Source organism: Klebsiella sp. MPUS7 (assembly GCF_009905335.1).
GTDB classification, from domain to species: domain Bacteria; phylum Pseudomonadota; class Gammaproteobacteria; order Enterobacterales; family Enterobacteriaceae; genus Klebsiella; species Klebsiella grimontii.
The window spans coordinates 5,079,340-5,105,538 of record NZ_CP047604.1 but is presented as its reverse complement, the minus strand read 5'-3'; the positions used below and the strand labels follow the sequence as shown (position 1 = coordinate 5,105,538).

Sequence of the window (26,199 nt, the reverse complement as noted above, 5' to 3'; positions counted from 1 at the left end):
TTCCCCTCACTGCGTGGTTAGATTTTGTGGGTTGCGAGGTAATCACGATCGAGAATAATACCGTGGCCCGGCCGTTCGCTCGGCACGTAGTAGCCGTCCACCTCTTCGCCCGCTTCGGCGATGATGCGCAGATCTTTCCAGCGCCCGCCGTCGGTCATCTCGGCGTATGAGATATTCGGCACCGTCGCCAGCAGGCTGGCGCTGAGCTCCATGACAAAATGCGGCGTCATCGGCAGGTTGTGCGCGCGGGCGACGGCGGCGATATCCAGATAGCCGGTGATCCCGCCGACGCGGCCGAGATCCGCCTGGATATAATCCGCGCTGCCGCTCTCGATGTACTGCGTAAACTGGTTTAAGTTATAGACGTTTTCTCCCAGCGCGATAGGCGTGGCGCTGCGTTCGCGCAGCCGCAGGTGGCCGGCGATATCGTCGGAGGGCAGCGGCTCCTCAATCCACAGCAGGTTAAGCGGCTCGAACAGCTTGAATGCGCGCAGCGCCTGCGGGAAGTTCCAGCCCTGGTTGGCGTCCACCGCCAGCGGGAAGCCCGGCACCGCCTCCTGAATCTTACGCAGCCGCTCCACGTCCTCTTCCAGCGTCGGTTTGCCCACTTTTACTTTCGCCGCCAGATAGCCGGTGCTTTTCCAGCGCTTGACCTGGTCGATCACTTCCTCAATGGACAGATGCAGGTTGATGCCGCTGCCGTACAGTGGAACGCGATCGCGTACGCGGCCAAGAATGTCGATGATCGGCGCGTTGAGGGTTTTGCCTAGCAGGTCCCAATAGGCGATATCCAGCGCCGCCAGGGCATGGGTGGTGACGCCCGCGCCGCCGACGTCGTGTACGTGTTTATATGAGCGATGCCACAGGCCGCGCGGGGAGAGCGGCTGGCCAATAACGTCAGGGATAATCTCGGCAATCAGCGCAGAGATGGTTTTCCCGCACCAGCCGGAAGTGTGGCTAAAGCCGGTGCCAACGTGGCCGTTTGAACCGTAGACGTCAACAATCGCCACTTCGATATCGGTGACGTGGTGAATTTGATCCCCCCACGGGCCTTCCGGCAGCGGAACGCGGGCGGTCATCAGTTCGATATTTTCAATCACGGGCATTTTTGTGCTGTTCATTTGATTCCTTCCTTTATGGGTTCAGCGGGGGCCGCCCCTGCGGCCCGGGCGGTTAATGTTTGGAGGCCGGGGATTCATGACCCTCCAGGGCGATTGCCGGGCTGGCGTCATGCTCTCGATCGTTCTCGTCGCCCACCGCATGGCCGAAGACTTCCGGTAGCAGGAAGATGGAGGCGAGGAAGGCGCAGAACGGCGCGATAGCGATAATCATCGAGGCGATGGGTACGCCGACCGCTTCAAACAGGGCCGGGAAGACCAGGGTGGTAACGAAGGCGGTGACCTTGACGATGGTGTAGCCGATGCCGGAGGCCACGCCGCGATAGCGCGGTTTTGCCACCAGCGAGATCACCGTCATGCCGCTTTCGGAGTCCCAGTAGTGGCCCCACAGCATCAGCGCCGCGCCGAAGATGATAAATGCGAAGCTGCTGCTGTAGACGCCCCACGCCGAAATTGAGATGCCGATGGTGACCAGCAGGAAGCCGTATTTGCTCAGCCCCTTATGCCCGAGCTTCGGCAACAGCAGCGGGCCGACAAACGCCGAGAGCGCGGCGATACAGTTCACCGCCAGCAGGGCGAGGTTATTCTGGATCTGCCCGGAAATCCCGATGGTGACGAGGATCAGCGGCAGGAAGAAGGAGAAGGCGTAGTTTTCAAACGACTGCACGGCGCAGGAGAACCAGCCGAACAGGGTGGTGCGGCGGGTAAAGGGACGACGGAACAGATCGTGCAGCGTCTCTTTGAGCGTCGGGTCGGCGATGGTGACGTTTTCGTTGGGCAGAATGTCGTCCAGCAGACGGCCATCCTGTTCGCCGTAATAGTCACGGGAGGCTTGTTTCGCTTCGATAAAGCGGCCGCGTTCGACGAACCACGCCGGCGTCTCCGGCAGCTCGCGACGCATAAACAGCAGCAGGCAGGCCGGGATCGCCGGGACCGCCAGCACGATGCGCCAGATCATATCCGGGTGAACATCAAGCGCCACCAGCGTGGTGACCAGCAGAATGGCGGCGATAATCCCCAGCGCGAACATAAACTGCCAGCGGTTGGCCATCACTTCGCGCTTGCCCTTCGGCATCACCTCCATAATGTAGGTAAAGCCGTTAGCCACGTCCGCGCCCACCGGGATCCCGGCGAGGCAGCGAATAATCGCCAGCCAGTACATATTGGGCGCCAGGCCCTGAAGAACGGCGAAGATCGCGAACAGGATCATCGACCAGAGGAAAATTTTACGCCGTCCGAGCTTATCGGTCAGCCAGCCGCCGAGCAGCGCGCCGACCACCGCGCCAAGCTGGGTGCCGGCGGCGGTAAAACCGAGCAGCCAGCTGCTGGGCTCATAAATATCTTTCAGGGCGAATAAAATAAACGCCATGGAATAAATATCCCATGACTCAATTAATAATGCGGTGATCATTAGCCATCCCGCTTTGGTGCAGCCGGGGGCCTCCTGCTGATCGAGCCGTTTCTTTGCCTTCTGGATAATAAATTCAATATGTTGCTGCTGATACATATAATCCTCTCTTATCCGGGCAGGCGGAGGGCCCGCCCGGACAGATGCGCGTTGATCCGCTCTTTATGGACGATAAAGAGACGAATGCAGCGGATGTTTGTCAGGATCGCTAACAACGTAAAAATTACATAAGCGAATCAGTTGTTATTTCATTAATAAATGCGCATCGCCTGCGATAAAGACTTTCATATTTTGCGTCAGCGCCTGGGCAATAAAGGCGTTCAGCACTTCGGATAACACCTCCTCTTCTACATAAGCCAGACTGAGATGGTTGCTCTGATGGCCCGCCATTAAATCGTCGCGCGAAACCCCGTCGAGAACGGCGTTGAGTAACGGCCACTCGTAGTTGGTTGCCCGGCGGCGGCGTTCGAATTCGTCATGCGGCAGTTCGACGGCGGTGCCGGTGCCGATATGCAGGATCACCTGAGTGCCTTCGTAGTGCGCGCGCGCCCAGATAAAGCGTCCGGCTTTGCCCTGACCGGCAATGGTCGAGCCGCCGTAGGGGAAGAACATCGCCGGCTGGCGATAGCCGGTGGTCCCGGCGATCCCGCCCTTCAGATGGGCGAACGGCACCGCGCCGGAGATCTCCAGATCCCAGTAGAACGTGCCGTTGTATTCGCTACCCCAGCGGATATCGTGAAGGGTGGTTTCACTCGCCATGCCCAGCGCACCGAGCAGCTTCGCCAGCATCACCTGCGGGATGGCGCTGCCCATATCCACCTCGTTGATGCAGGTGATCGGCGCGTCCGGACAGACGATCTCGCCGTTCTCATCCGGGATCGGGAAACGTTCCGCGTTGCCGATGGCGCCTTCGGCAAAATCCGAGGCGGCGCAGCTGTCTTTGAGCCCCTGCTGATACTGCACGCCCACCGCCGTCAGGCCGAAGCGTTTCACGAAGCGCGCCATGGCGATCATCATCGCGCACTGTTCCAGCACCTGCTCCCGGGTCAGATCCTTCGCCCCGTCGGCGCCGAACCGGAAGCGCATGCCGCGGGTCTCATACCAGTCGAGACAGGCTTCGCGCAGGTCGGTCGGCACCTTGTTCATTTCAACCAGCAGCGCCGATTGCGACAGCGACTCCACCGGCATCCCTACGTCGATCATTGCTTTTTGCGGGAACACGCCGTTGATCATCCCCATACAGAAGGTATCGAACAGCCCGACAATGGCCTTGTGTTTGAGGATCGACTGTCCAACCTTCACGCCAATCTGTCCGGCTTCGCTGGCCAGCAGCGGCGCGCTGGGCGCGACCGGATGCAGATAGCCGAGCTTATGGCTGAGATGGCCGTCGCGCAGCCAGGTGTCCAGGCCGCGAATAAACGCCTCGTCGGCGAAGGTTTCCGACCACAGCCGCGAGTAGTTGCGCTCCAGGCTGGTGAGGCAGCCTGCCATACAGAGCATGCCGACGAGGCCCGGCCAGGTGCCGTCAAAATTGGCGAGCAGCAAAATAGGGCCGCGATGATGTACCAGCGAAGGAGCAAGATGATGGGAGTATTGCCAGGCGGTAAGCAGGACAATAATCGGCGCATCCGGATCGATCCCGGCGAACAGCTCGCTGCCCTCTTTCTGGCTGCTGATAAACCCGTGACCGCGCCGCTCGTTGACCGGATGGGCGCGGCGCAGGCGATAGCCTAATGTTTCCAGCGCCGTTTCCAGGCGCTGTTCAAACTGCTTCTGCGTGGGCCAGCAGGTGACGTTAGCCGGTTCGCGGAGATCCGCATTGGTCACCATCAACACTTCGCCTGGCTGCGGGGTAATAAGTTCGGCTTCCGCGGGTAACGTTAAATTCAGCATGTGAATTTCTCCTGTAGGGGATAGGTCGCTTAGTTATCGTTGAGCGTGCTGCGCCGGGGTAAGCGCGGCATCAATCGCTTTATTGCTGGCTAATTTCTTTGGCTAACTCGAATTAGCAAGTTAGGTCAAAAAAAAGACAGGAACAAACTCTTTACCGGGGATTTGTGATGGCTATCAATGTGAAATTATTAACTTATTAATATTTAACTCTTTATTTTAAACGGGAGGTCAGGTGACCGGGAACGCTTGCTGAGGCGGCATCTAGGCGGGCAGAAAAGCGGGCGGGAAGCACAGCGGGGATGGTAAATCAGCGTTTAATATTTAATTAATTGAATTTAATTAATTATTTTCGTTATGTCTTGAGCGATATGTCTCGCGGCGCTGGCGCGGGTGTTAAAATTTAACCGATCCTGGTCACACTCTTTTAGCATTTACGTTGTGAATCTCTGTCTCTTGTTATAATTAGCTAATTCGAGTTAGCTTGCCGGCGATTTTCCCACGCCAACGATGTGTTAGCCAGGCGCTGCCCGACTTAACAATAATGATTCAGGACAGAGGATTTAATGATGACTATGCTTACCTCGCCCGCCATGACCCCTGCAAAAAATGAACAAACATCGCAACAAACCCATGAAAGAAGAAAGCTGCTCACCGTGCTGGGCTCCGGTCTCTCCGGCACAACGATTGAGTTCTATGACTTTTTTATCTACGGCACCGCCGCCGCGCTGGTGTTTCCGTCGCTGTTTTTTCCTAACCTCTCGCCGCTGATGGCGCTGCTGGTGTCCTTCCTGACGCTGTCGATTACCTTCGTCAGCCGGCCCATCGGGGCCATCGTATTTGGCCACTATGGCGATAAGATCGGCCGCAAAAAATCGCTGGTTCTGTCGCTGATGATTATGGGGATTTCGACCTTTTTCATAGGATTAATCCCCAGCTACGACACCATAGGTAACGCCGCGCCGTTGATACTTATCTTTTTGCGCCTCTGCCAGGGCTTTGCCATTGGCGGCGAATGGGGTGGGGCGACGACGCTGATCACCGAGTATGCGCCGCGCCATCGCCGGGGCTTTTTCGGCACCTTTGTTCAGTTGGGCAACGTGCTTGGCTTGTTTATCGCCACCGGCGTTTTTGCGCTGGTGGTGATGCTGCCGGAGGAGGACCTGATGTCATGGGGCTGGCGCGTGCCTTTCCTGTTAAGCATCGCGCTGCTGTTCGTCGGGATGTTTATCCGCTCAAGGATCGAAGAGACGCCGGTGTTTCAGGAGAATCAGAAACAGCAGCAGAACGCGGCGAAAGCGGCGGAGCAGAAGTTTCCTATTCTCACCGTGCTCAAACATCACCGTAAAGCGGTATTCCTGGCGATGGGTATGCGCATGGGGGAGATTGTTCTGGGCTGGCTGACGGTGGCATTCTTTATGTCCTACGTGACCCGGGAACTCAACTTTACTCGCGAAACGGCGCTGAACGGGCTGCTGCTGGCCAGTTTTGTCGGCATTTTTACCTTTCCGTTCTTCGGCTGGCTTTCCGATAAAATTGGCCGCCGACCGGTCTATCTGGCCGGCGCCGCTATCACGCTGATCTTTGCCTTCCCGCTGTTCTGGATGATCGACTCCGGCTCGGTGAAGATGTTTATGTTCGCCACCACCTTCTGCTATTCCGTGGGGCTGGGCATGATGTTCAGCGTCCAGCCGGCCTTCTTTTCGGAGCTTTTTGACACCAGCGTGCGCTATACCGGCGTGTCGCTCGGCTTCCAGCTGGCGAATATCGTCGGCGGCTTAACGCCGATGATCGGTACCTTGCTGCTGGTGTGGTCCGGCGGCGCATCGTGGCCCATCTCGCTGTTTCTCGCCTGCATGGCGCTGATTACCATCCTGTGCGTCTGTGTGACGCGGGAAAGCTATAACGATGAGCTTAATGAGGTGAAGAAGTAGCCGGGGAGGGTTGCCCCGCCATGACCGGCGGGGCGGGCGTATCAGAACAGATTAAATTTATATTCGATAATCACTTCCGAAGAGAGCGAATTGGCCAGGCTGTAATGGCCGTCGGTGAGCACCGGCGTTTTGCCATTCATCTTATAGGACCAGCCCGGTCCGAACATCGCCCAGACGGTGAGATTTTTCAGTCTTGGGTGCGTCGGTACCCAGCGGCTGAAGGCGTTAATTTCCCCGGTACGGACGTGGTTGCCGCGGTAGTTAAACTGGGCGATGTTGCCGGCGAGACCGATCGCCAGCTCCGGCGTCAGGTTATAGTCCGACATATTAGAGAGAACCAGTTCACCGTCGCGCATATAGTCGTTGCCGGCATAGGCCATTGAGATAAAGGTTCCGCGCGAGTTTTTACTCATATGGCGCGGGTAGAAGCCTACTTCATTGGCCTTGTTCGCGTCGGTATAGCCCAGACCCCACTTGGTGCTCCAGTTGTCCGCCTGCCACTTCACATCCATGGCGATGTGCCAGGCGTCGTCGTCAAAGTCACGCTTATTCGCCGGCATCGCTTTATACTCGTCCAGCGCGTGAGTGGCGTAGACCTGAGTTCCGATGTTCAGCGCTTTTATCGGCTTAATATTGGTGAACAGAATATGGCGGCGCAGATAGTTGTCGCTTTCACCATAGCCGTACTGCATGTTCAGGTGCTCGCTTTGCCACAGAATATCGCCGCTGGCGATATGGTTAATATACTGCCCGCTGTTGGTCTGGAAGCGTTTCTTATCCGGCGAGTTACGATCCATCGCGCTTTCGATGTACGCGCCGCGCAGCGTGAAGGGGCCGTAGTTCACCGCGCCAGTCCAGCCCAAATAGGTGGTCGGGGAGAGGCGGGTCGAGTTGGAGATGACGCCAAAGTTTTTCATCGTCTGCCAGCCCCAGCGGGCGTTCAGTTGAGTGTCCGCCAGGCGATACTGCAGCTTGATGTTGCGTTGACCGAATTTGGAAAAGCCCTCAGCGTTGCTCTTTTTATTCCCGCTGCCGTTGTTATACAGCACGCCGCGGGAGTTAAAGTAATCGCTGGCGCCGAGCTTTACCGCGCCGTAGTAAGTGGCATCAAAGCCAATAATATCGGCAAAATAGCCGGACTGATAATCGACGGCGACGCCCTGACCCCAGGCATTATGGACTTTCTTTGGCTCGGTCTCTTCTTCCTTAAGATATTTCCAGTAGTTTTTAAACGACAAATTCATATGGGACTGGCTGAATAACGGATCGTCGAGCACGGTATCGATATTATCGCGCTCCTTCAGACTGTTAGTGGCCGAAGCTGACCAGGCGCTGGCGGGAATAGCCAGCAGCATAATGGCGACTGTTGTAGTATTGATTTTCATAATAAACCCCAGAGTAGGGATGCAGCGATCCAGGCGAGGTGTTTTCGCCTGAAGTCTGCCGTAATAAATAATTAAGCGTGGGTATTATTTTTTATCGAGAGCCTGTTTTCCGGCGTCGACATATTTCATAGTGCCGATTTCAGGAACGGTATATTTGCCGTCTTTATAAACAATTTTCACCACCGCGGCATTGGCAAGCGGTTTGTTTTTCGCGTTATCGTCGGTTAAATCGGAAATCATGATCTGCATTGCGGTACCGGATGAAATCGCCAGCACGTTTTTATCGCCCCGGGCCTGCGCGTTTTCAACGATAGTGTGCAGCGCTGCCTGGGTACGGGTTTTTATCTGCTGATAGTTTTCCGCCATGCCTTTGGGATCGGCTGCTGCCAGCGCATTCTGGTTGGTATCGACGGCCAGGGTGCCCGCTTTCATCTGGCTGAACAGCGCTGCGCCATCTTTAAGCCCCAGCTGTTTAGCGCCGGCATCGGCCATATCTTTGTTATAGCCGCCTTCAAAACCGCCGAAGAAGGCTTCTCGCAGGCCGCTTAGCTCGGTAAGTTTGTAATCACTTACTCCGGCTTGCTTAAGGATCACCTGCATGGTTTCACGCTGACGTCCGGCATCGCTGGAATAGAAGCTATCAAACGGAATACCTTTAAGCCCCTCGCCGAGATAACGAGCGACGCGAATGCCGTCTTCGGTAAGCGGGGAGTCCACCCAACCCTGCACGCGGTCAAACGTATTCAGCAGCGTTTTGCCATGACGAGCGAAATAGATATTCACGCCATCATCGTTTTTAACTTCCGCCGCAGAGCAGGTTGCCGCGCCTGCCGCCATCATTAATGCTATTAGCCACTTCTTCATATAACGCTCCACCTGAATGGTCTTTTTATAAGCAAAAAAAAACCTACGTCAGATATTCGACGCGAAGCATAAATAAGGTTATGTTCGCTCGAACTCGATGACGTAGGTTTCGCCTGTTCTAAACAGTAACAATCCAACAAGGGCGACGTTAGCACTAATTATGCAAAAAGACATCCTCTATTTATTATTAATGTCAATAAATGTGATCGTCTTCATGCAGGTAATTTTGCTGATTGAGTTGTATCTTAAGTTTAATTTTCAGATTAATTGGTATTTTTTGGCTTAAATAATTATTGAGGATTGATCTCCGTCACAAAATAATGATGTCTGCTCTGGACTCTGCCGCGCACTGGCGTTATTTTCGCTGCACTCTGGGATTGTTACTGACCACAGGCAAAACCTAAGACCCCTGTCCGCCAATGAGGCGTGCGGCAGGAGTCTTAGGTTTTTTTTTTGCGCCGAAGAAATACCTCTGCTACCCAACAAGGAGTGATGATGAGAACGAAAATCCTGACTGCCGCCATTCTGGCGTTATCTGCCGCTGGCGTACAGGCTGCTGAAAAACCGTTGAAAATACTGCTGGTTAACGACGATGGCTGCCAGTCTGTGGGAACCACATCGCTGCAGGAAAAACTGGCGGCCAAAGGATATGACGTCTGGATGGTGGCGCCGGCAACGAATCAGAGCGGGATCGGGTCGGCAATTACCTTTAAGACGGGTAAAGTTTTTGATGTCAAAAAAGCCGCTGATAAACGCTACTGCTTCCCCGGAACCCCTGCCGATGCGCTGGATTTTGGCCTGTGGGGCGTCCTGAAAGACGCGCCGCCGGATCTGGTGATTTCGGGCGTCAACGATGGTCCCAATACCGGTATGGCGCAGGTTAACTCCGGTACCGTGAGCGCCGCGGCTCGCGCCATTCGCTATGGCTTCCCGGCGATTGCCGCCAGTATTGGCTACCGATTCACGGAAGAAGAGATGAAGAACAAATGGCCGAGCACGCATAAGTACTGGCCTGACTCGGTGGATTACGTCGTTTCGCTGGTCGATAAACTTAACGCCGCGCATAAACCGGGAAGCCCGATTTTGCCGCAAGGGTCCGGTTTGAGCATCAACTATCCGCCGCTGCCGTCGGCTGAAATTAAGGGCGTTCATTATATTGAGAATGAACAGTTCCCCGCGCCACAGATTGGTTATGAACTGCTGGCGGACGGCACCGCAAAACAGACGATGAATCCGGAAGCGATAAAACCGGCGGAAGGGGATAATGACTCGGGCTGGCTGAACAAGGGGTATATTACTTACACCCTGTTTGATGGCTCATGGAACGCGCCGCAGTTCCAGGCGCAGTATGAGACGCTGCTCGGAAAATAATGCCGTAGTGATATAAAAGAAGAAGGCGCTATTCGCGCCTTCTTTATATGAACCGATGATGAAGCGCTATTCGTCGAAGAACCAATAGCCCTGGTTAATCAAACGGGTCAGCTCGGCGATAAAGGCCGGATTGCGCAGCGCGCGCTCGCCTAGCTCATCCTTACCCAGCAGGGTATAGCGGCACAGCGCATCCAGAGCCGCAGGTTCGGTTGGCTCCAACTGTTCACTATTGACAAAAAAGTCATCGCCGATGTGCAGTACCCGCAGGCCGCTCAGGCGAGTCAGCATTTCGCCTCCCTCCAGCGCGTCGACAATCTCTTCTTCTGCATAAGGCGGTTCAGCTGGCGCAATATCCAGCTCGTGGCGCGGCGTGGTAGCAAATCGTCCAAACCACTGACGGAAATCTTCCGGCTGGCTAATCATCTCGATCATCATGTCGCGCAGACGTTCCAGTTCATACTCTTCAACCCGGCCCGGATGTTCGCGGCAGGTTAAATCTGGATCGCTGTAGTGCTCGCCGCCGAGATCGTTTTCCAGCGCGTAATCGGCAAAGCTGCTGATCAAATCGCGGCCGTTTGGCCCGCGGAAGCCGACGGAGTAGTTCAGCGCCGTTTCGTGAGTGATTCCGTCGTGCGGGAATCCCGGCGGAATGTACAGAATATCGCCAGGCTCCAGATCCTCATCAATAATCGGCGGGAACGGGTCGACGTGCAGCAGCGCCGGATGCGGGCAGAACTGACGCATCGGCAGCTTATCGCCCACGCGCCAGCGGCGGCTACCCATGCCCTGAATAATAAAGACATCATACTGGTCGATGTGCGGGCCCACGCCGCCGCCCGGTACGGAAAAGGAGATCATCAGGTCATCTAAACGCCAGTCCGGCAGTACGCGGAAAGGGCGCACCAGCTCAGCGGCGGGCATATGCCAGTGGTTTACCGCCTGAGCCAATAGCGACCAGCCGGTTTCGCCCAGACCATCAAAATGTTCAAACGGGCCGTTGCTGGCCTGCCATTGACCGTTCTTGAGGCTCACCAGTCGACTATCGACCTCCGGTTCCATGGCCAGCCCGGCCAGTTCATCCGGGGTAATCGGATCGACGAAATTCGCGAAAGCCTTCTTTAATACCACCGGCTGCTTTTGCCAGTACTTTTCTAAAAACTCCGGCCAGTTAATGTTGAGTTGATAAGCCATAGGTTCATACCAATAAGAAGAAACGGGCCTGATTATAGAAATAGGCACCCTTATGCCGCTTTGTCATGGGTCAAGGCTGGTGCTTAATTCATCATTTGACGTAACGGCATGCGATAGAGGGGCGATCGACTGGCGAATATCGTTGATTTTCGCAAAAGTTCGTTTTTGACTGAAATACCCTACAGGCAGCATGGCGTCTGGGTTTTCTCGATTTTGAGTAACGGGAGTGGGGTGCGAAAAGTTTAAATTATGAGCGTTTGATAAGTTTTTTGTATTTTAAGGGTTGCTATATCCCGGGAGCTCCCTATAATGCGCTCCCACTGACACGGCAGATGTGAATCACTTCACAAACAACCCGGTCGGTTGAAGAGAAAAAATCCTGAAATAACGGGTTGACTCTGAAAGAGGAAAGCGTAATATACGCCACCTCGCAACGGTGAGCGAAAGCCGCGTTGCACTGCTCTTTAACAATTTATCAGACAATCTGTGTGGGCACTCAAAGTGACATGGATTCTTAACGTCTTCGGACGAAAAATGAATACCAAGTCTCAAAGAGTGAACACGTAATTCATTACGAAGTTTAATTCTACGAGCATCAAACTTAAATTGAAGAGTTTGATCATGGCTCAGATTGAACGCTGGCGGCAGGCCTAACACATGCAAGTCGAACGGTAGCACAGAGAGCTTGCTCTCGGGTGACGAGTGGCGGACGGGTGAGTAATGTCTGGGAAACTGCCTGATGGAGGGGGATAACTACTGGAAACGGTAGCTAATACCGCATAACGTCGCAAGACCAAAGAGGGGGACCTTCGGGCCTCTTGCCATCAGATGTGCCCAGATGGGATTAGCTAGTAGGTGGGGTAACGGCTCACCTAGGCGACGATCCCTAGCTGGTCTGAGAGGATGACCAGCCACACTGGAACTGAGACACGGTCCAGACTCCTACGGGAGGCAGCAGTGGGGAATATTGCACAATGGGCGCAAGCCTGATGCAGCCATGCCGCGTGTATGAAGAAGGCCTTCGGGTTGTAAAGTACTTTCAGCGGGGAGGAAGGCGATAAGGTTAATAACCTTGTCGATTGACGTTACCCGCAGAAGAAGCACCGGCTAACTCCGTGCCAGCAGCCGCGGTAATACGGAGGGTGCAAGCGTTAATCGGAATTACTGGGCGTAAAGCGCACGCAGGCGGTCTGTCAAGTCGGATGTGAAATCCCCGGGCTCAACCTGGGAACTGCATTCGAAACTGGCAGGCTGGAGTCTTGTAGAGGGGGGTAGAATTCCAGGTGTAGCGGTGAAATGCGTAGAGATCTGGAGGAATACCGGTGGCGAAGGCGGCCCCCTGGACAAAGACTGACGCTCAGGTGCGAAAGCGTGGGGAGCAAACAGGATTAGATACCCTGGTAGTCCACGCTGTAAACGATGTCGACTTGGAGGTTGTTCCCTTGAGGAGTGGCTTCCGGAGCTAACGCGTTAAGTCGACCGCCTGGGGAGTACGGCCGCAAGGTTAAAACTCAAATGAATTGACGGGGGCCCGCACAAGCGGTGGAGCATGTGGTTTAATTCGATGCAACGCGAAGAACCTTACCTACTCTTGACATCCAGAGAACTTAGCAGAGATGCTTTGGTGCCTTCGGGAACTCTGAGACAGGTGCTGCATGGCTGTCGTCAGCTCGTGTTGTGAAATGTTGGGTTAAGTCCCGCAACGAGCGCAACCCTTATCCTTTGTTGCCAGCGGTCCGGCCGGGAACTCAAAGGAGACTGCCAGTGATAAACTGGAGGAAGGTGGGGATGACGTCAAGTCATCATGGCCCTTACGAGTAGGGCTACACACGTGCTACAATGGCATATACAAAGAGAAGCGACCTCGCGAGAGCAAGCGGACCTCATAAAGTATGTCGTAGTCCGGATTGGAGTCTGCAACTCGACTCCATGAAGTCGGAATCGCTAGTAATCGTGGATCAGAATGCCACGGTGAATACGTTCCCGGGCCTTGTACACACCGCCCGTCACACCATGGGAGTGGGTTGCAAAAGAAGTAGGTAGCTTAACCTTCGGGAGGGCGCTTACCACTTTGTGATTCATGACTGGGGTGAAGTCGTAACAAGGTAACCGTAGGGGAACCTGCGGTTGGATCACCTCCTTACCTGAAAGAACCTGCCTTTGTAGTGTCCACACAGATTGTCTGATGAAAAGTAAATAGCAAGGCGTCTTGCGATTGAGACTTCAGTGTCCCCTTCGTCTAGAGGCCCAGGACACCGCCCTTTCACGGCGGTAACAGGGGTTCGAATCCCCTAGGGGACGCCACTTGCTGGTTCGTGAGTGAAAGTCACCTGCCTTAATATCTCAAAACTCATCTTCGGGTGACGTTTGAGATATTTGCTCTTTAAAAATCTGGATCAAGCTGAAAATTGAAACGACACACAGCTAATGTGTGTTCGAGTCTCTCAAATTTTCGCGACACGACGATGTTTTACGAAACATCTTCGGGTTGTGAGGTTAAGCGACTAAGCGTACACGGTGGATGCCCTGGCAGTCAGAGGCGATGAAGGACGTGCTAATCTGCGAAAAGCGTCGGTAAGGTGATATGAACCGTTATAGCCGGCGATGTCCGAATGGGGAAACCCAGTGCAATTCGTTGCACTATCGTTTGATGAATACATAGTCAAACGAGGCGAACCGGGGGAACTGAAACATCTAAGTACCCCGAGGAAAAGAAATCAACCGAGATTCCCCCAGTAGCGGCGAGCGAACGGGGAGCAGCCCGGAGTCTGAATCAGCTTGTGTGTTAGTGGAAGCGTCTGGAAAGTCGCAGGGTACAGGGTGATACTCCCGTACACTAAAACGCACAGGTTGTGAACTCGAAGAGTAGGGCGGGACACGTGGTATCCTGTCTGAATATGGGGGGACCATCCTCCAAGGCTAAATACTCCTGACTGACCGATAGTGAACCAGTACCGTGAGGGAAAGGCGAAAAGAACCCCGGCGAGGGGAGTGAAAAAGAACCTGAAACCGTGTACGTACAAGCAGTAGGAGCCTCTTTATGGGGTGACTGCGTACCTTTTGTATAATGGGTCAGCGACTTATATTCTGTAGCAAGGTTAACCGTATAGGGGAGCCGCAGGGAAACCGAGTCTTAACTGGGCGTTAAGTTGCAGGGTATAGACCCGAAACCCGGTGATCTAGCCATGGGCAGGTTGAAGGTTGGGTAACACTAACTGGAGGACCGAACCGACTAATGTTGAAAAATTAGCGGATGACTTGTGGCTGGGGGTGAAAGGCCAATCAAACCGGGAGATAGCTGGTTCTCCCCGAAAGCTATTTAGGTAGCGCCTCGTGAACTCATCTTCGGGGGTAGAGCACTGTTTCGGCTAGGGGGTCATCCCGACTTACCAACCCGATGCAAACTACGAATACCGAAGAATGTTATCACGGGAGACACACGGCGGGTGCTAACGTCCGTCGTGAAGAGGGAAACAACCCAGACCGCCAGCTAAGGTCCCAAAGTCATGGTTAAGTGGGAAACGATGTGGGAAGGCCCAGACAGCCAGGATGTTGGCTTAGAAGCAGCCATCATTTAAAGAAAGCGTAATAGCTCACTGGTCGAGTCGGCCTGCGCGGAAGATGTAACGGGGCTAAACCATGCACCGAAGCTGCGGCAGCGACACTATGTGTTGTTGGGTAGGGGAGCGTTCTGTAAGCCGTTGAAGGTGGCCTGTGAGGGTTGCTGGAGGTATCAGAAGTGCGAATGCTGACATAAGTAACGATAATGCGGGTGAAAAACCCGCACGCCGGAAGACCAAGGGTTCCTGTCCAACGTTAATCGGGGCAGGGTGAGTCGACCCCTAAGGCGAGGCCGAAAGGCGTAGTCGATGGGAAACAGGTTAATATTCCTGTACTCGGTGTTACTGCGAAGGGGGGACGGAGAAGGCTATGTTGGCCGGGCGACGGTTGTCCCGGTTTAAGCATGTAGGCGGATGTTCCAGGTAAATCCGGAACGTTATTAACGCTGAGGTGTGATGACGAGGCACTACGGTGCTGAAGTGACAAATGCCCTGCTTCCAGGAAAAGCCTCTAAGCATCAGGTAACATCAAATCGTACCCCAAACCGACACAGGTGGTCAGGTAGAGAATACCAAGGCGCTTGAGAGAACTCGGGTGAAGGAACTAGGCAAAATGGTGCCGTAACTTCGGGAGAAGGCACGCTGATATGTAGGTGAAGTGGTTTACCCATGGAGCTGAAATCAGTCGAAGATACCAGCTGGCTGCAACTGTTTATTAAAAACACAGCACTGTGCAAACACGAAAGTGGACGTATACGGTGTGACGCCTGCCCGGTGCCGGAAGGTTAATTGATGGGGTTATCCGTAAGGAGAAGCTCTTGATCGAAGCCCCGGTAAACGGCGGCCGTAACTATAACGGTCCTAAGGTAGCGAAATTCCTTGTCGGGTAAGTTCCGACCTGCACGAATGGCGTAATGATGGCCAGGCTGTCTCCACCCGAGACTCAGTGAAATTGAACTCGCTGTGAAGATGCAGTGTACCCGCGGCAAGACGGAAAGACCCCGTGAACCTTTACTATAGCTTGACACTGAACACTGGTCCTTGATGTGTAGGATAGGTGGGAGGCTTTGAAGCGTGGACGCCAGTCTGCGTGGAGCCATCCTTGAAATACCACCCTTTAATGGCTGGTGTTCTAACGTGGGCCCCTAATCGGGGTTGCGGACAGTGTCTGGTGGGTAGTTTGACTGGGGCGGTCTCCTCCTAAAGAGTAACGGAGGAGCACGAAGGTCAGCTAATCCTGGTCGGACATCAGGAGGTTAGTGCAATGGCATAAGCTGGCTTGACTGCGAGCGTGACGGCGCGAGCAGGTGCGAAAGCAGGTCATAGTGATCCGGTGGTTCTGAATGGAAGGGCCATCGCTCAACGGATAAAAGGTACTCCGGGGATAACAGGCTGATACCGCCCAAGAGTTCATATCGACGGCGGTGTTTGGCACCTCGATGTCGGCTCATCACATCCTGGGGCTGAAGTAGGTCCCAAGGGTATGGCTGTTCGCCATTTAAAGTGGTACGCGAGCTGGGTTTAGAACGTCGTGAGACAGTTCGGTCCCTATCTGCCGTGGGCGCTGGAGAATTGAGGGGGGCTGCTCCTAGTACGAGAGGACCGGAGTGGACGCATCACTGGTGTTCGGGTTGTCATGCCAATGGCATTGCCCGGTAGCTAAATGCGGAAGAGATAAGTGCTGAAAGCATCTAAGCACGAAACTTGCCCCGAGATGAGTTCTCCCTGACCCTTTAAGGGTCCTGAAGGAACGTTGAAGACGACGACGTTGATAGGCCGGGTGTGTAAGCGCAGCGATGCGTTGAGCTAACCGGTACTAATGAACCGTGAGGCTTAACCTTACAACGCCGAAGATGTTTTGGCGGATTGAGAGAAGATTTTCAGCCTGATACAGATAACAGAATTTGCCTGGCGGCACTAGCGCGGTGGTCCCACCTGACCCCATGCCGAACTCAGAAGTGAAACGCCGTAGTGCCGATGGTAGTGTGGGGTCTCCCCATGTGAGAGTAGGGAACTGCCAGGCATCAATTAAGTGAAGAGCCCATCCTGACGGATGGGCTTTTTGCGTTTTCGTGGCCTGAGAAATTACGGCAAAGTGCTATCACGTTACCGACAGCGCTGATGTTTTCCAGCCTGAAGCTGGTCATACGCCCTCCCTCCGGTTAAAGCGTCGCTAAGGTATAAAAATGACGCAGCGGGCTGTTTCTTTAGTTTACCTTATGGGACGATTTCGGCCGTTTCAGCAGCTGATATACAGCAATACCTAACATTACCGAACGCATCAGCCGAACGGCTATTGTGATGAGGTATCCGCCGTATTAAAACAGCATTGATTGATATCCCATTGAAAATAAAGTGGTTTTCATGTTTTGTCTGGACTCGCAACGAGAACGATGAATATTGAGGCGAGCCGTCAGGGGAAATGATTATCAGCAGCGATGACGAAAAAAATAGTGCTCTTTCAACCCTTTTTTATTGAGAAATAGCCTGCAAGGAATTTATTTTCTGAATAAAATAACTTTATGAAGGCGGTTTTTATATTGATATATGTTTTATATGAAAATAAAAATGTATATAAAATCGTTTCTTAATATTTAATATGAATTATATTAAGAATATTTCCAGCTTAATTATTAAGTTACTCTAATGTAATCAGGTTAACAAATAGATACGAAACCTCCTCATCATGCCGGGCAGCAGGTATAACCGCTGGACTTTTTCTGCGAAATGACTTAGTGTCCTTAACACTTTGTTAACTCGATCTGGTTTAAGTTAATTCAAATTTGCTAAAAACATAGAGTGCATTGCCTGTATGGAAGCTAACCCGGTAACGTCCTTCGACGGATAATGCATGTTACCGGCTGGCAATATGAGAATATAAATGAAAATTCTGATTAACTGGCCTCCTCTGCGCCAACTAATAAATTATATCCGGGAGCGTTTTACCTTTCTGGTCTTGCTCTGCTGGCCAGCGATCATCTGGCTGGTTTGTCGGGCGCTTGTCTGGTTAACAGATGGACTGATGGTTCTGCTGGGAAAGCCTATCGATCACTCCTTTACCGTGTATCTTCAGCCACTTATGACGCTAAGCGCGCTACTGAGAATTTCCGTCAGCTGGGTGCTGCTGCTGTTTATCCTGTTCAGCATGGCGATGGGGTTCACCTGGGCTTTGCGGCGCTTTATGAATCGAAATAAATAACGCCGATGCTGGGACCGCAGGGAGCGGCACCGGCGTTGACTCAGGCCATCTCACCGATCGTTTTGCGAAAACGCAGTAGCGCGACAGTAAAAAACACCCCACCGATAGCCAGCAGCGTCAGAAACTGCGGCCAGACGATGGAGAAATCCGCGCCGCGATAAAGAATGGCCTGCGCCAGACTGACAAAGTGGGTTGTCGGCATGGTGAGCATAATATCCTGTACAGCCTGCGGCATACTTTCCCGGGGTGTGGAGCCGCCGGAAAGCATCTGCAGCGGCAACAGCACCAGAATCATCAGCAGCCCCAGCTGCGGCATGGAACGCGCCACCGTACCCATAAAAATGCCGATCGAGGTGGTGGCAAACAGGCTCAGGGCGACCCCAAGCATAAAGAGCGGAATTGAGCCCTCTATCGGTACCTGCAGCACGCCCTGAACCATCAGGATCAGGGAGAGTCCGGAAACCACCAGCACCACCAGCCCCATTGACCATATCTTCGCCATCATGATCTCAAACGGCGTGACCGGCATAACCAGCAGGTGCTCTACGGTGCCATGTTCTCGCTCGCGTATCAGCGCCGAGCCGGTCAGCACGATCGCCAGCATGGTGATATTGTTGATAATTGCCATGACGGCGCCGAAACGCTCCTGTTCCAGGTTCGGGTTAAAACGCATTCTGACGGCCAGCTCAACCGGCAGCGAGCCGTTATCCCGGTAGCGGGTGACAAAGCTGTTCACCTCGCCGGTGACGATATTCTGGATATAGCTATTGCCGGTAAACGCCTGGCTCATACGCGTCGCGTCGACGTTAACCTGCAGCTCGGGCTGGCGTCCGGCCAGAACGTCGCGCTGGAAATCCGGCGGAATATTGATGGCGAAGGTATAGCGTCCCGCATCCAGCCCGGCGTCCATCTCATCAGCGGTGATCAGCGCCGGCGGCAAAAACCAGGGCCGATAAAAACCATTGATAATACGCGATGAAAGCTGCGACTTATCCATGTCGGCAATAGCGATGGGCGCCAGATGTAGTGAACCCGGCATCACGGTTGCGGAGGAGTACACCGAGACGGTAAAAGCAAAGACAATTAACGTCAGCATCGCTTTATCGCCCAGCAGGCTGCGTAGCTCTTTCATCCCCAAATTATAAATATTGCGTAATCCACGCATTATCCCTCCTGTTTTTTCAACAGCCACACGCTCAGGCCCAGCACCAGCGGAACCGCGATAAGCAGCGGAATAAAGGATCCCCACAGGTCCGTCAGATTCAGCGCCTTGGAGAACGTTCCGCGCGCGATGGTCAGAAAGTGGCTGGTTGGATAAATCTGGCCAATCCAGCGGCCGGGCCCTTCCAGCGAGGCGACGGGGTCGATCATCCCGGAGAACTGCGTCGCCGGGATAAGCGTAATGATCGCGGTGCCGAAAATCGCCGCAATCTGGCTTTTCATAAAGGTGGAGATCAGCAGGCCAAGCCCGGTGGCGATAGTGACGTAGAGCAGCGCGGCGAGGGTGAGCGTCAGAAAACTCCCCTTATGCGGTACGCCAAAGACAAACACCGACAGCGCGCAGAGCAGGAAGAAGTTGAACATCCCCAGCACGATATACGGCATCTGTTTACCCAGCAGAAATTCGCTGCGGGTGGTTGGCGTCACGTACAAATTGATAATTGAGCCGAGCTCTTTCTCGCGGACCACGCTAAGCGCGCTGAGCATCGCCGGGATCATCATCAACAGCAGCGGAATTACCGCCGGGACAATCGCCGGCAGGCTTTTCACATCCGGGTTATAGCGGTAGCGGGTTTCGATGGAAATCAGTGACGTATCGCGGTTTGGGCTGGACTGGCGACCGGCCATCTCCTGCAGCCAGGCCAGATGCATGGCCTGTACGTAGCCGCGCACCGTCTCCGCGCGGTTCGGCATGGCGCCGTCCACCCACACGCCAATTTGCACCGGCGTTCCCCGGGCGATATCGCGGCCAAAATTGGGGGGAATTTCGATAGCCACCGCCAGCTCGCCGTTGCGCATTCTTCTGTCCAGTTCGCTATAGCTTTGCAGCGGCGGCTGTTCGATGAAGTAGCGCGAACCGGCGATATTTTGCGACCAGCCCTGGCTGCTGACGGTCTGGTCGCGGTCGAGCACCGCGAATCGCAGATCTTCGACGTCCATACTGATCCCGTAGCCCATGATGAACATCAGGATCACGGTGCCGAGCAGGGCCAGGGTCGATCGCACCGGATCGCGGCGCAGCTCAAGCGCTTCACGGCGGCTGTAGCTAAACAAGCGCTGCAGGCTAAACGTCTGGCGCGGCGCCGCGCTTTCGGTTTTGTATTCTATCGCGGGAACCGGCGCGGCTTTCGCATCAGGCGGCTGGGCGGAATCTGCTGCTTCCTGCAGCCAGGCGATAAACGCCTCTTCAAGGCTGGCCGATCCGCGCTGTTCGACCAGCGCCTGCGGCGTATCGCTGGCCAGCACTTTTCCGGCATGCATCAGCGAAATGCGATCGCAGCGTTCCGCTTCATTCATAAAGTGGGTGGAGATAAAAATCGTTACCCGGTCCTGGCGGGCTAGATCGACCATCAGCTGCCAGAACATATCCCGGGCTACCGGATCGACGCCGGAGGTGGGTTCATCAAGGATTAACATTTCTGGACGGTGGATCACCGCGACTGCCAGCGAGAGCCGCTGACGGATACCTAATGGTAGCGAAGCGGGTAGAGTGTCTTCTACCTCTTCCAGCATAAAGCGCTGGCTCATTTCGGCGATCCGTCCGGGGATTTCCGCCTTCGGGATATGGAACAGGCGCGCATGCAGTTCGAGGTTTTGCCGCACGGTCAGTTCGCTGTAGAGGGAAAAGGCCTGCGACATATAGCCGACGCGGCGGCGGGTCTCGATGTCTCTGGGGTCGACCGGCTGGCCAAACAGCCACGCTTCGCCTTCGCTGGCCGGTAGCAGCCCGGTCAGCATTTTCATGGTCGTTGATTTGCCGCAGCCGTTGGAGCCGAGGAAGCCGAAAATCTCGCCGCGGGCGATACGAAAATTCACGTGGTCAACGGCGACAAAATTACCGAAGCGCATGGTGAGCCCGCGCGCTTCAATCGCAATTTCGTCTTCATCCGTATGGCGCGGCGGGATGATCACCTCTCTATGCGCCAGGCGTTGAGCGTCGGGAAGCAGGGCGATAAACGCCTGCTCCAGCGTCTGACTTGCCGTGTGCGCTTTAAGCTCATCGGCGCTGCCGGTCGCCAGAACTTCCCCTGCGTTCATGGCTACCAGCCAGTCAAAGCGCTCCGCCTCTTCCATGTAAGCGGTGGCGACCAGTACGCTCATCTCCGGCTGACGCTGGCGAATGTTGTCGATCAGATCCCAAAACTGCGCCCGCGAGAGGGGATCGACGCCGGTGGTAGGTTCATCGAGGATCAGCAACTGCGGGTCGTGAATAAGCGCGCAGCACAGGCCGAGCTTCTGCTTCATCCCCCCGGAGAGTTTCCCCGCCGGACGGTCGCGAAACGGCGCCAGGCCGGTACTCTGGAGCAGTTCATTGATACGGATGTCGCGTTCGGCTTTATCATGGCCGAACAGACGGGCGAAGAAATCAACGTTTTCATAGACCGATAAGGTGTGATAGAGGTTCTTCCCCAGCCCTTGGGGCATCCAGGCGATTTTCGGGCAAACGTCCTGGCGGTGACGCACATCACGCATGTCGCCGCCGAGCACCATGACGTTGCCGCGCTCAATCACGCGCGCGCCGGAAATCAGCGATAGTAGGCTGGACTTGCCCACGCCGTCTGGCCCGATCAGGCCCACCATACAGCGGGCGGGAATGCTCAGCGTAATGTCCTTCAGCGCGACGGTTGCGCCAAAGCGCTGGCTGACGTTTTCCAGGCGGGCGACGGTTTTCATTGCGGTAGCCTCACCGTCAGCGCTTCAGGCCACGTCTGCTGGTTATCCAGACGCACCCAGGCCATCCCGGGCAGGCCGGTCTTCACATACTCCAGATGCTCTGCCAGCAGCGCTGGCGGAATACGGGCTTTTACGCGGAACATCAGCTTCAGCCGTTCATCGCTGGTTTCCACCGTCTTGGGCGTAAACTGCGCCACGCTGGCGACAAAACTGATATTGGCGGGGATCACCAGATTCGGCGCGGCATCGAGGATAATTCGCGCTTCGCTGCCCAGCGCCAGCAGGCCCGCCTGCTCGGTCGGCAGGAAGAAGGTCATATAGACGTCGGACAAGTCGACCATATTCAGCACCCGGCCGCCCGCCGCCAGCACCTCTCCCGGTTCGGCGACGCGGTACTGAATACGACCATCGCGCGGTGCTTTCAGTTCGCTATCGTCGATATCGGCGATAATCCGCCGTTCGGTCGCCTGGGCGGCCTCGACCCGGGTTTGCGCCTGAATGATACTGGTTCGCGCCGCCTCAATCGCGGCCCTGGCGGCAGAGACCTGCGCTTTGGCAGATTCCAGCGCCGCCCTGGCGCTTTCTGCCGCCGCCTGGTCGTCATCCAGCTGCTGCGCGGAGACCGCGCCGCGCTGCGAGAGCGTGCTGGAGCGGACGTGTCGTTTAGCCGAGGAGTTCAGCTCCGCCTGCCGCTGCTTCACCACCGCTTCCGTAGCGCGCATTTCGCTTTGGCGCTGGTCGAGCAGGGCTTTCGCGGCGGCAATCGCACTCTCTGCTTCCTTGATTTGCGCGGCGGCCTCCAGCCGTTGTTCGTTGAGCACGCGGGTATCCATGCGGGCCAGGACGTCGCCCTGGCGAACAAACTGCCCCTCCTTGACCAGGATCGTCTCGATACGTCCGGCGGTTTTGGTGGCGATATCGACTTCCGTGGCTTCAATTCTACCGTTGCTGCTGGCAAAGCCCGCTGGAATCCCCGGCGGGCGCAGCATCCACCATGCCGCCGCGGCAATCACCACCGCTAAACCAATAACGTATCCAACCCAACGCCGTTTGATTTTGTCCATACGCGACTCGCTTTGTTCCATAGGCTGAGTGGTGCGCGCTTCTCCTCCGCGTAGCGAAGTATCGTCTCTTCAGGAAAGGGAGGAATGGGGGGCAAGGCCAACCGGCGCGTGAATCCTGCTGCGCGGCGAACCGGTCGGAAAGAGGTGCGATTAATGTGGTCATCATCAGCAATCCTCGCCTTAAATGAAACACGCATATTTATTGCTACCGTCAATGCAATACTAACACCCGCACTAATTATGTCCATATAAAAAACATGGACTTGTCGCTGGGTTAACATAAAAACAGCCGCGGACCGATACGCCAATATTACCCATAATACTATTTGGGTTTAATGCCTCGGGGAGTCGCTCATACAATCTCATAGCGCTTCATTAAATCATCATACTTATAAGCTACCGCACAACGCTAATAACCTGAGGATATTATTGGTGGGGAACTGGCGCATTTTTAATCTGGTTGCTCCAGGAGAACTGTTGTATGATCTCCGGCCCTGAAAATACACTCACGCCAGGCGAGCGCTTTATTCAATGAAAGATGAAAGCCAAAAATATATCTCAATTATTTTTAAGGAATGGTTGCCGCTGTACGACAGCCTGACGCCGGAGGTGAAGGCGGTACTTAAAAATATAGCCGGGCAGCAGGCGGAGGCGTTAGCGACCCGTTTCTATGACTTTATTTTTCAGGACCCGGATATCGCCAGGCATCTTACCTATGATTTAGTCCAGGAGCGGCTCAGCAGCTCGCTGGCCGGGTGGGTGAAAGATATCCTGATGTGTGAGAAAGAAAATTTGCAGGCGCTGGCGGAGCGGCAGTACCTGATCGGCAGCATCCATTCGCGTATCGGTATCCCTGCAGAGGCCGTGCTTCGAGGCGCGCGCCAGCTGAAAGCCGGGCTGATTGAAAATATCCGCGATAGTCACCTCGATCGCGAAACCAGCGTCGCCGCCATCTACTACGCCATCATGGCCATTAACATGGCGGTAGAGATGATGTGTCATGCCTATACTTTGTCACACTATAGGGCGACAAAAAATGAAGAGGCCTACCGCCTGTACAGCCTGATGGATAACGTGCCGCTGGAATATGGCAAGCAGCAGGCCTCGCTCTCCGGATGGGAAAATAGCGCTATTTTTAATATCGTTAGCGATAATAAGACAGATATTAACGGCGCGTTATTATCTGATTCGGAATTTGGTCTATGGTTCCGCCATAAATGCGTGCGTTATTTTAACAAAAATCCGCAAATGGAGGAGATCGCCGATTTAATTAGCAAAGTGGATGCGCTGTTATCCGCCTGGAAATCCTCGTCTGACGGTTCTGAGTATAAAAATACGCAGGCTCTGCTGCAGGGGATTCATATCCATTGCCAGCAGATCGGCAGCCAGCTGGGGGTACTCTTTAGCAGCCTGTCGCAGATGCAAAGCGGTAAGGATTCGCTGACCAGCCTGCTGAACCGTCGCTATCTGCCGGTTGTCCTCAAGCATGAAGTGACGCTGGCGATGGAGTATGAGCTGCCGATGACGGTGGCGATTATCGATATTGACCACTTTAAAGAGATCAATGATAGCTGGGGCCATATGGTCGGCGACCGGGCCATCAAGCATGTTGCGGAGCTGCTCAGCGATAATATTCGATCCAGCGATTATATCTTCCGCTACGGCGGCGAGGAGTTTCTGCTGGTGCTGGTGGAGACCGGCGCCGCGGAAGCCTTTACTATCCTTGAACGGCTGCGTAAAAAAATCAGCCAGCTGGCGTTTAGCGTTGGCGCTGACAATGAGATTTCGATTACCGCCAGCATCGGCTACGCCGTCCACACCGGTCACCCGGACTACAATCTTCTGCTGCGCGACGCCGACAGCGCACTGTACGTCGCCAAGCGCGATGGGCGCAACTGCGTGAAGCTGCATGAAGGCGACGGGAATTAATCTGCCGAGCCCTTCCCGGAGGCGGCGCGCTGCGCCTGTCCGGGCTACCTGATCGCAGACGGCAGTAAACCCGTAGCCCGGTAAGGCGACAGCCACCACTGGGGAATAAACCGCAGAATATCTTCCGGTCGGGCGCCATCCCGGAGGCGGCACGCTGCGCCTGTTCGGGCTACCTGGCTGCAGACGGCTGTGAACCTGTAGCCCGGGCAAAGCGCGTCGAGCGCCGCCCCCGGGAGAGATGCGGCAGCGGATTTCAATGCGGCGAGATCTCCGTGCCTCAGAACAGCACCGGCAGCCCCAGGCCGCGTTTCACTTCATGCAGCGTCCGTTGTGTCAGCAGATGCGCCCGCTCGCTTCCCCGGCGCAGCAGCGCCAGCAGCATGCCTTTATCCTGAATATAGGTCGCCCGGCGTTCGCGTATCGGCGCCAGCAGCTCCTGTAAGCAGGTCTCCAGCGCGTTTTTGCACTGCCTGTCTCCCAGCCCTCCGCGCTGATAGTGGGCTTTCATCTCGGCCACGAAGGTTTTATCGGTATGGAAGGCATCAAGATAAGTAAACACCACGTTGCCTTCTACCTGACCCGGGTCGGCGACCCGCAGGTGATTCGGGTCGGTGTACATGGCGCTGACCGCACGATGGATCTCCTCTTCACTGGCCGAAAGGGTGAGCGTGTTCCCCAGCGATTTCGACATTTTGGCATTGCCATCAATGCCCGGCAGGCGGCTGACGTCGCTGAGCAGCGCTTTGCAGTGCCGTAAGATCGGCGTCGTCGTCAGGCTATTCATTTTGTGCACGATCTCGTTGGTCTGTTCAATCATCGGTAGCTGATCGTCGCCGACCGGCACCAGTTCGGCCTTAAAGGCGGTGATATCGGCGGCCTGGCTAATGGGATAGGCTAAAAATCCCACCGGCAGCGAGCGGGAAAACCCCTTCTGAGCGATTTCATTTTTTACCGTCGGATTACGTTCAACCCGGGCGACGGTGACGATATTCATATACAGCGCGCTGAGTTCGGCCAGCGCCGGCAGGGCGGATTGCAGGCAAATGGTGGTCTTCTGCGGATCGATGCCGACGGCGAGATAATCGGCCATCACCTCAAGGATATTGCTGCTGATTTTTTGCGGATTGCTGCCGTTGTCGGTCAGTCCCTGGAGATCCGCGACGAGGATAAACTGCTGGTGGTCATGCTGGAGCTGCACGCGCTGGCGCAGGGAACCGACGTAGTGTCCGAGGTGCAGCTGGCCGGTAGGACGGTCGCCGGTCAGAATAGTTTGGCTGGTGCTCATGAGTGACTCCTTAGGATGCTATCAGGCCGAAGGGCGACACTCAAAAACAACAAAGCCGCCTTCCGGCGGCTTTGAATAGAGGAAACGTGACATCTTGCCGCCTGTTA

General features: G+C 55.0%; 14 protein-coding genes, 1 tRNA gene and 3 rRNA genes. 8 read left to right on the top strand and 10 right to left on the bottom strand.

What is annotated here, in order from left to right:
- Nucleotides 1-17 precede the first annotated feature (17 nt).
- The 3 genes from GUC22_RS23840 to GUC22_RS23830 all read right to left on the bottom strand — a co-directional run bounded on the left by GUC22_RS23840 (nt 18) and on the right by GUC22_RS23830 (nt 4,419).
- Nucleotides 18-1,121 (bottom strand): mandelate racemase/muconate lactonizing enzyme family protein, encoded by a 1,104-nt coding sequence (locus GUC22_RS23840; protein WP_004108723.1) that lies wholly within the window; start codon nt 1,119-1,121, stop codon nt 18-20.
- A gap of 52 nt (nt 1,122-1,173) precedes the next feature.
- A complete protein-coding gene (locus GUC22_RS23835; protein ID WP_024360462.1) occupies nt 1,174-2,625 on the bottom strand; it encodes an MFS transporter in 1,452 nt (483 codons plus the stop codon).
- A 144-nt stretch (nt 2,626-2,769) separates the two neighbouring features.
- Nucleotides 2,770-4,419 (bottom strand): signal transduction protein, encoded by a 1,650-nt coding sequence (locus GUC22_RS23830; RefSeq protein WP_098363493.1) that lies wholly within the window; start codon nt 4,417-4,419, stop codon nt 2,770-2,772.
- A 566-nt stretch (nt 4,420-4,985) separates the two neighbouring features.
- Between GUC22_RS23830 and GUC22_RS23825 the strand changes: the two genes are divergently transcribed.
- Complete coding sequence (locus GUC22_RS23825; RefSeq protein ID WP_154063550.1) at nt 4,986-6,350, top strand: MFS transporter; 1,365 nt, start codon at nt 4,986-4,988, stop codon at nt 6,348-6,350.
- 41 nt (nt 6,351-6,391) lie between these two features.
- On the opposite strand, the gene GUC22_RS23820 is transcribed toward GUC22_RS23825, so the two are convergent.
- Nucleotides 6,392-7,735, bottom strand: a complete 1,344-nt coding sequence (locus tag GUC22_RS23820; protein WP_160183798.1) for an OprD family outer membrane porin — start codon at nt 7,733-7,735, stop codon at nt 6,392-6,394.
- Between the two features lie 84 nt (nt 7,736-7,819).
- Entirely contained in the window at nt 7,820-8,599 is a 780-nt protein-coding gene (locus GUC22_RS23815; RefSeq protein WP_049085957.1) for a histidine phosphatase family protein, read from the bottom strand.
- 495 nt (nt 8,600-9,094) lie between these two features.
- On the opposite strand from GUC22_RS23815, the gene surE reads away from it, so the two are divergent.
- The gene (gene surE / locus GUC22_RS23810) at nt 9,095-9,970 is read left to right on the top strand and encodes a 5'/3'-nucleotidase SurE (protein ID WP_004108710.1); all 876 of its coding nucleotides are present in this window, start codon (nt 9,095-9,097) and stop codon (nt 9,968-9,970) included.
- Between the two features lie 66 nt (nt 9,971-10,036).
- On the opposite strand, the gene GUC22_RS23805 is transcribed toward surE, so the two are convergent.
- Nucleotides 10,037-11,161, bottom strand: coding sequence for a cupin domain-containing protein (locus GUC22_RS23805; protein ID WP_064342124.1), 1,125 nt, complete (start codon nt 11,159-11,161; stop codon nt 10,037-10,039).
- A gap of 603 nt (nt 11,162-11,764) precedes the next feature.
- On the opposite strand from GUC22_RS23805, the gene GUC22_RS23800 reads away from it, so the two are divergent.
- From GUC22_RS23800 to GUC22_RS23780, 5 genes are all read left to right on the top strand, one after another.
- A 16S ribosomal RNA gene (locus GUC22_RS23800) occupies nt 11,765-13,304 on the top strand.
- 85 nt (nt 13,305-13,389) lie between these two features.
- A tRNA-Glu gene (locus GUC22_RS23795) sits at nt 13,390-13,465 on the top strand.
- A 190-nt stretch (nt 13,466-13,655) separates the two neighbouring features.
- Nucleotides 13,656-16,562 (top strand): 23S ribosomal RNA (locus GUC22_RS23790).
- Between the two features lie 66 nt (nt 16,563-16,628).
- A 5S ribosomal RNA gene (gene rrf / locus GUC22_RS23785) occupies nt 16,629-16,744 on the top strand.
- Together the 16S, 23S and 5S rRNA genes with 1 tRNA gene alongside form the textbook arrangement of a ribosomal RNA operon.
- Nucleotides 16,745-17,602: 858 nt before the next feature.
- Nucleotides 17,603-17,920 (top strand): hypothetical protein, encoded by a 318-nt coding sequence (locus GUC22_RS23780; RefSeq protein ID WP_004133081.1) that lies wholly within the window; start codon nt 17,603-17,605, stop codon nt 17,918-17,920.
- 40 nt (nt 17,921-17,960) lie between these two features.
- Here the strand turns inward: GUC22_RS23780 and GUC22_RS23775 are convergent, their stop codons facing one another.
- Genes GUC22_RS23775 through GUC22_RS23765 form a run of 3 tightly spaced genes read right to left on the bottom strand, consistent with a single transcriptional unit; the run spans nt 17,961 to nt 22,878 of the window.
- Nucleotides 17,961-19,085 (bottom strand): ABC transporter permease, encoded by a 1,125-nt coding sequence (locus GUC22_RS23775; RefSeq protein WP_049087257.1) that lies wholly within the window; start codon nt 19,083-19,085, stop codon nt 17,961-17,963.
- Nucleotides 19,085-21,814, bottom strand: a complete 2,730-nt coding sequence (rbbA, locus tag GUC22_RS23770) for a ribosome-associated ATPase/putative transporter RbbA (RefSeq protein ID WP_160183797.1) — start codon at nt 21,812-21,814, stop codon at nt 19,085-19,087. The genes GUC22_RS23775 and rbbA overlap by 1 nt, the downstream gene beginning before the upstream one ends.
- Complete coding sequence (locus tag GUC22_RS23765; RefSeq protein WP_024360454.1) at nt 21,811-22,878, bottom strand: HlyD family secretion protein; 1,068 nt, start codon at nt 22,876-22,878, stop codon at nt 21,811-21,813. Before GUC22_RS23765 ends, rbbA begins: the two co-directional genes overlap by 4 nt.
- 531 nt (nt 22,879-23,409) lie before the next feature.
- Between GUC22_RS23765 and GUC22_RS23760 the strand changes: the two genes are divergently transcribed.
- Complete coding sequence (locus GUC22_RS23760; RefSeq protein ID WP_024360453.1) at nt 23,410-24,807, top strand: GGDEF domain-containing protein; 1,398 nt, start codon at nt 23,410-23,412, stop codon at nt 24,805-24,807.
- Between the two features lie 277 nt (nt 24,808-25,084).
- On the opposite strand, the gene trpS is transcribed toward GUC22_RS23760, so the two are convergent.
- A complete protein-coding gene (gene trpS / locus GUC22_RS23755; RefSeq protein ID WP_024360452.1) occupies nt 25,085-26,092 on the bottom strand; it encodes a tryptophan--tRNA ligase in 1,008 nt (335 codons plus the stop codon).
- Between the last annotated feature and the right edge of the window lie 107 nt (nt 26,093-26,199).

What these genes read in the sequence shown, in the direction of transcription:
- GUC22_RS23840 (WP_004108723.1), bottom strand. Translation starts at nt 1,121, where the DNA reads ATGAACAGCACAAAAATGCCCGTGATTGAAAATATCGAACTGATGACC.
- GUC22_RS23835 (WP_024360462.1), bottom strand. Translation starts at nt 2,625, where the DNA reads ATGTATCAGCAGCAACATATTGAATTTATTATCCAGAAGGCAAAGAAA.
- GUC22_RS23830 (WP_098363493.1), bottom strand. Translation starts at nt 4,419, where the DNA reads ATGCTGAATTTAACGTTACCCGCGGAAGCCGAACTTATTACCCCGCAG.
- GUC22_RS23825 (WP_154063550.1), top strand. Translation starts at nt 4,986, where the DNA reads ATGACTATGCTTACCTCGCCCGCCATGACCCCTGCAAAAAATGAACAA.
- GUC22_RS23820 (WP_160183798.1), bottom strand. Translation starts at nt 7,735, where the DNA reads ATGAAAATCAATACTACAACAGTCGCCATTATGCTGCTGGCTATTCCC.
- GUC22_RS23815 (WP_049085957.1), bottom strand. Translation starts at nt 8,599, where the DNA reads ATGAAGAAGTGGCTAATAGCATTAATGATGGCGGCAGGCGCGGCAACC.
- surE (WP_004108710.1), top strand. Translation starts at nt 9,095, where the DNA reads ATGAGAACGAAAATCCTGACTGCCGCCATTCTGGCGTTATCTGCCGCT.
- GUC22_RS23805 (WP_064342124.1), bottom strand. Translation starts at nt 11,161, where the DNA reads ATGGCTTATCAACTCAACATTAACTGGCCGGAGTTTTTAGAAAAGTAC.
- GUC22_RS23780 (WP_004133081.1), top strand. Translation starts at nt 17,603, where the DNA reads ATGAAAATTCTGATTAACTGGCCTCCTCTGCGCCAACTAATAAATTAT.
- GUC22_RS23775 (WP_049087257.1), bottom strand. Translation starts at nt 19,085, where the DNA reads ATGCGTGGATTACGCAATATTTATAATTTGGGGATGAAAGAGCTACGC.
- rbbA (WP_160183797.1), bottom strand. Translation starts at nt 21,814, where the DNA reads ATGAAAACCGTCGCCCGCCTGGAAAACGTCAGCCAGCGCTTTGGCGCA.
- GUC22_RS23765 (WP_024360454.1), bottom strand. Translation starts at nt 22,878, where the DNA reads ATGGACAAAATCAAACGGCGTTGGGTTGGATACGTTATTGGTTTAGCG.
- GUC22_RS23760 (WP_024360453.1), top strand. Translation starts at nt 23,410, where the DNA reads ATGAAAGATGAAAGCCAAAAATATATCTCAATTATTTTTAAGGAATGG.
- trpS (WP_024360452.1), bottom strand. Translation starts at nt 26,092, where the DNA reads ATGAGCACCAGCCAAACTATTCTGACCGGCGACCGTCCTACCGGCCAG.